General features: G+C 65.1%; 2 protein-coding genes and 1 pseudogene. 1 reads left to right on the top strand and 2 read right to left on the bottom strand.

Features of this window, described 5'->3' with window-relative positions; genetic code table 11:
* Positions 1–180: pseudogene (locus tag MOV75_RS36175) on the top strand (TIGR03809 family protein); the annotation flags it as partial.
* Positions 181–300: 120 nt separating this feature from the next.
* Here MOV75_RS36175 and MOV75_RS36170 read toward each other — a convergent pair.
* Both MOV75_RS36170 and MOV75_RS36165 read right to left on the bottom strand, forming a co-directional pair.
* The gene (locus tag MOV75_RS36170; protein WP_246932278.1) at positions 301–609 is read right to left on the bottom strand and encodes a GIY-YIG nuclease family protein; all 309 of its coding nucleotides are present in this window, start codon (positions 607–609) and stop codon (positions 301–303) included.
* 195 nt (positions 610–804) lie between these two features.
* Positions 805–1,981: TIGR03808 family TAT-translocated repetitive protein (locus MOV75_RS36165; RefSeq protein ID WP_247007762.1), on the bottom strand; the 1,177-nt coding region annotated here is incomplete at its 5' end.

The following is a 1,981-nucleotide window of genomic DNA, read 5'->3' as shown; positions in this document are numbered from 1 at the left end:
CCACTCGCCGCGCCTGTTGTGAGGCCGCCGGTCGCCGCGCCCGCTGCAATGGCAGCGCTCCTGCCCCAGTTCGCCCCGCCCGCGGCCGAAATCGTCGCGGCCCCCGACCGCGTCGTCGAATTCACCCTCAGCCTGGACGGCCTGGAGGCCAAGTACCCGCTGCTCAGGAACGCGTTCTAAGGCGGCGAGGGCAGAAGCAGCCACCCCTCTCGTTTCGTCATCCTGAGGCGCGAGCGATGGGGCGCATCGCGCCCCATCGGGAGCTCGAAGGATGAACGGCCCGTCTTTCGCCAGACCGCGCTACTTCTTCGATCTCGGCATTCCCCCGCGCCGCCGGGCAAACTGGCTCACGGCCTCCCAATCCGATCGAATGAGCGCTTCCTTCTTTGCGCGGCTCCATCCCTTGAGTTGCCGCTCGGCGGCAATGCCATCGGTGATGCGATCGAAATATTCGGACCACACCAGGACGACTGGCCGCCTCGAATAAGTATATCCGGGATAAGCTCCGGCGTTGTGCTCATCGACACGCTTTGACGTGTCCTCGCCGGTCGCGCTTCCAATGTAGAACGAGCCATCCGCGCATCTCAGCATGTAGATATAGATGCCCACAACATCATCCTTCGAGGCTCCCCACGTGGCGCGTTGCGCCACGTGTCTCGCACCTCAGGATGACGGCAGTGCTTGGGTTGTCAAATTTTATTGCGACAACCTCAGGATATCCCGTCATCCTGAGGTGCGAGTTTCGCGGTGCAGGGCACCGCGGAGCGAGCCTCGAAGGATGAACGGCCCGGCTGTTAGCCGCGCCTACCGCCGCACGGCATTCCCGCCGAGCACCACCTGCGCAAACCGCTGCGCGCCGTCCGCTGACAGATCCGAGGTCACTGCACGGGCGTGATCGAGGCCGACCACGGCGCCGCGTGGGGTCTCCGAGATCATGTTGTTGTTGACCAGCGCGATGCCGGCGCCCGGAACGACGGAGACGCCGACACCCGCCAGGGCCTTGCGGATCACGTTGCCCGTGATCGCGACGTCGCGCAGATATTTGCCCCAGCCGGCGACGATGCCGTAGGACGGCGCGTTCTCGATCACGTTGCCGGTCACCGATGAATCGGCCTCGATGTAGATGCCGACGCCGGCGTCGTCGTCCGGCGCGGTGCCGATCGGGCGCTTCGGGATCAGATTGCGGATGATGTTGCCCTGGACCACCGCGATGCGGCCGCCTTCGTTGAAATTGCAGACGGAGACGCCGACGGCGGCGCCATCCACGGTGTTGTTGGCGATCACTGCCGCTTCGAAGCCGAACTCTGAATACAGCGCGACCTCGCGCACGTCGCTGACGCTGTTGCCTGATATGTGGATGTTCGAAGCGGAGTTGCCGCGCACCGCCGAGTAATCACAGTTCCTGATGCGGTTGCCGCGCACGATCACGTTGCCGGCACGGAAGGCGTTGATGGCGTTGCCGTACTGACCAGAGCCGCCGGGCCCGGCCTTGATGTTCTCGATGCGGTTGTCAGTGACCAGCGTGCCGTCGTCGCCGATCGCGGTGCGCAGGATCTCGATCCCGTTGTCGTTGGTACCGATGATGGTGTTGCGGGAGACGTTGAGGCCTTTGGCATCGAACGACACCACCGCCGTCAACGCGATGTCAGTGAAGATATTGCCGGAGATCTCGCCGGACACCTGCTCGAGCCAGATCCCGCTGCCGCCCGCGTTCATGATCTCGCAATCGGCGATGCGGACGTCGCGTCCGCCGAGAACGTGGATCAGCCCGCGGCGCGTCGGCAGCGGAATGCTGCCGCCGTCGAAGGTGATGCCGGTGATGCCGGTGAGGCCGATGGAGCCAGAGCCGTCGCTCTGGATCGCCGAGGCGCCGCCGGTGAAGAGAATCTTCGTCGCTCCGCGCACACCGATCAGTTGCGCGCCGTTCGGCAGCCGCAGCAGCCCGCTGCGGTAAACGCCGGGCGGTAACGCCAGCGGCATC

The sequence above is a fragment of the Bradyrhizobium sp. PRIMUS42 genome, from assembly GCF_023006515.1.
Classification (GTDB): domain Bacteria; phylum Pseudomonadota; class Alphaproteobacteria; order Rhizobiales; family Xanthobacteraceae; genus Bradyrhizobium.
The sequence above is the reverse complement of the archived record's forward strand: the minus strand, read 5'-3'. Positions and strand labels throughout refer to the sequence as shown.